This is a genomic window from Micrococcus sp. ACRRV (assembly GCF_022346985.1).
GTDB lineage: Bacteria > Actinomycetota > Actinomycetes > Actinomycetales > Micrococcaceae > Micrococcus > Micrococcus porci.
This window is the reverse complement of record NZ_JAKRNH010000171.1, coordinates 1-2,673: the sequence shown is the minus strand read 5'-3', so window position 1 is coordinate 2,673 and position 2,673 is coordinate 1. Positions and strand designations below refer to the sequence as shown.

General features: G+C 74.7%; 3 protein-coding genes and 1 pseudogene. 3 read left to right on the top strand and 1 reads right to left on the bottom strand.

Annotated features, from left to right (window positions below):
- Positions 1 to 1,076 (top strand): AI-2E family transporter (locus MHY29_RS11780; protein ID WP_239241452.1); only part of this gene is annotated, 1,076 nt, incomplete at its 5' end.
- A gap of 42 nt (positions 1,077 to 1,118) precedes the next feature.
- Here the strand turns inward: MHY29_RS11780 and MHY29_RS11775 are convergent.
- Positions 1,119 to 1,478, bottom strand: coding sequence for a hypothetical protein (locus MHY29_RS11775; RefSeq protein ID WP_239241450.1), 360 nt, complete (start codon positions 1,476 to 1,478; stop codon positions 1,119 to 1,121).
- Between the two features lie 41 nt (positions 1,479 to 1,519).
- On the opposite strand from MHY29_RS11775, the gene nucS reads away from it, so the two are divergent.
- Positions 1,520 to 2,215, top strand: coding sequence for an endonuclease NucS (gene nucS, locus MHY29_RS11770; RefSeq protein ID WP_224355226.1), 696 nt, complete (start codon positions 1,520 to 1,522; stop codon positions 2,213 to 2,215).
- A gap of 11 nt (positions 2,216 to 2,226) precedes the next feature.
- A pseudogene (locus MHY29_RS11765) lies at positions 2,227 to 2,673 on the top strand (hypothetical protein); the annotation flags it as partial.

The window sequence follows — 2,673 nt, the reverse complement described above, 5'->3', positions numbered from 1 at the left end:
CCCCCGACGCGGCCCCCGCGGAGCCCGAAGTGCCCGAGTTCGCGCTCCGCGCCCCCGTGGCCGCCGGCTTCCTGCTGACCATGGGCGTCTGCCTCGCCGCCGTGCTCGTGTGGGTGGTGCTGGAGAACACGCAGCTGCTCGTGTGGATCGCCGCCGCCCTGTTCATCGCGCTCGGCCTGGACCCCGTGGTCCGGCTCGTGGAACGGTGGGGCGCCCCCCGCTGGGTCGGCGTCCTGCTCGCCGCCCTCGGGCTGGCGGCGGTGGCGGGCGCCGTCGTCGGGATGCTCGTCCCGGCGGTCGTGCAGCAGTCCACCCAGCTGATCACCGGCCTGCCCGACACGATCACCCAGATCATGGCCACCCCCTGGTTCCGGGAGGTCGACCGTCAGCTGCAGATCCAGCACGCCGTGCAGTCCTGGCTGGACGGGCTGACCAAGGACGGCGCGGCCGTCACCCAGCTCTTCGGCGGCCTCGTCGGCATCGGCCAGACCGTGATGAACGCGGTGTTCTCCACGATCGTCGTCGTGGTCCTCGCGCTCTACTTCCTGGCGTCCCTGCCGCACCTGAAGTACTGGGGCTACCGCCTGGCACCCCGGTCGAAGCGCCTGCGCGTGGAGGCCCTCGGCGAGGAGATCACCTTGTCCGTGGGCCACTACGTCATGGGCCAGACGGTGGTGGCGGTGCTCAACGGCACGGTCGCGTTCATCGCGCTGTCCGTGGCCGGCGGCCCGTTCCCCGTGCTCCTGGCCTTCGTGGCCGCCGTGATGGCGTTCATCCCGCTGGTCGGCGCGCTCATCGGCGGGACGATCCTCACCGCGGTCTGCCTGCTCGAGTCCTGGCAGGCGGCGGCGCTGTTCGCGGCGATCTACTTCGTCTACCTGCAGATCGAGGCCTACGTGGTCTCCCCGCGCGTCATGGCCCGCGCCGTCGCCGTGCCGGCGGCGGTGGGCGTCATCGCGGTGATCGCCGGCGGCACCCTGCTCGGCGTGCTCGGCGCCCTCATGGCCATCCCGACGGCGGCCGCCGTCCTGCTGATCGTCCGCGAGGTGCTGATCCCCCGGCAGGACGCCCGCTGAGTCCCCGGACGGCCGACGGCGATCGGTCCGCCGGCGGGGCCCTCAGCGGGAGGCGCGCGTGCGCCAGCAGGTGGGGTGCCAGTGGCGGCGGTCCGCGCCGGCGTCCTCGTCGCCCATGATCCAGTCCGAGCGCCAGGCCACCAGGTGCGCCTGCCCCTGCCGGATGGTCCGCCCGCAGCCGGGGCACGTGTAGTCCTTCACCGCCCGCCAGGAGGGGATGTCACGGACGTGCCAGCCGCCGTCGGACCCGGACTGGTGCGAGTAGCCGGGGTCCATGCCCAGCAGCTCCTCGAGCGGATCGGCCCGGCCGGGCCCGGGGCGGGAGCGCCGGGAGGCGCCGCCCGCGGCGCGCTCGCCCCGGCGGGGGGCGGCGGAGCGGCGGGGGCGGTTGGAGCGCGGCATGGTCACCATGCTGGCACACCCCCGGCCCCTAGACTGGGCCGGTGCGTCTCGTCATTGCCCGCTGCTCCGTCACCTACGAGGGGCGACTCAACGCCCACCTGCCCTCCGCCACGCGCCTGCTCATGGTCAAGGCGGACGGCTCCGTGCTGGTCCACTCCGACGGCGGCTCCTACAAGCCGCTGAACTGGATGTCCCCGCCGGCCACGCTGCACGTGGAGGAGCCCACCGAGGAGCAGGCCGCGGCCGGCGTGACCCAGGTGTGGCGGGTGCAGGCCAAGAAGTCCGACGACCGGCTCCTGGTCCTGCTCGAGGAGGTCCTGGCGGACGAGACCCACGAGCTGGGCGTGGACCCGGGCCTGGTCAAGGACGGCGTGGAGGCGGACCTGCAGCGTCTCCTCGCGGAGCAGATCGGTCTCCTCGGCGACGGGCACACGCTCGTGCGCCGCGAGTACATGACCGCGATCGGCCCCGTGGACATCCTCGCCAAGGGCCCCGGCGGGCAGACCGTGGCGGTGGAGCTCAAGCGCCGCGGTGACATCGACGGCGTCGAGCAGCTCACGCGTTACCTCGATCTCATGAACCGCGACCCCCTGCTCGCCCCCGTGACCGGCGTCTTCGCGGCCCAGCAGATCAAGCCGCAGGCCCGCACCCTCGCCGAGGACCGCGGGATCCGCTGCGTCACCCTCGACTACGACGCGATGCGCGGCGTGGACGACGCCGACGCCCGCCTGTTCTGAGCCGCCCGGCCATGACGGCGTCGGCCCTGCTCCGCACGACCGCCCCCTGGGTGGGGGCGGATCCGGGCGCCACCCCGGTGAGGGTGAGCGCCGTGTGGTCCGCCGGGCCGGACGGAGCGCTCCTCGTCTGGGCCGGGCTCGCCGAGCGGGTCCCGCAGGAGCTCTGGGAGACCGCGGTGGACGCGCCCGCCCTGCGGCTCAGTCCGGCGCTGACCTCCCACCACGTGCACGGCGGCGCAGGCGTGGACCTCGCCACTTCCCCCGCGGCGGACGTGCGGTCCTGGCTCGCGGCGCAGCGGCAGGCGGGCGTCGGGGCGGTGGTCGGGTCCCTGCCGACGCTCGCGGAGGACGCCCTCGCCGCGGCCCTGGACCGCCTGCGTCCCCTGTGGGCGGAGGGCCTGCTGGCCGGGGTGCACCTGGAGGGGCCGTTCCTCTCCCCCGCCCGCGCGGGGGCCCAC

What these genes read in the sequence shown, in the direction of transcription:
- MHY29_RS11775 (WP_239241450.1), bottom strand. Translation starts at nt 1,478, where the DNA reads ATGCCGCGCTCCAACCGCCCCCGCCGCTCCGCCGCCCCCCGCCGGGGC.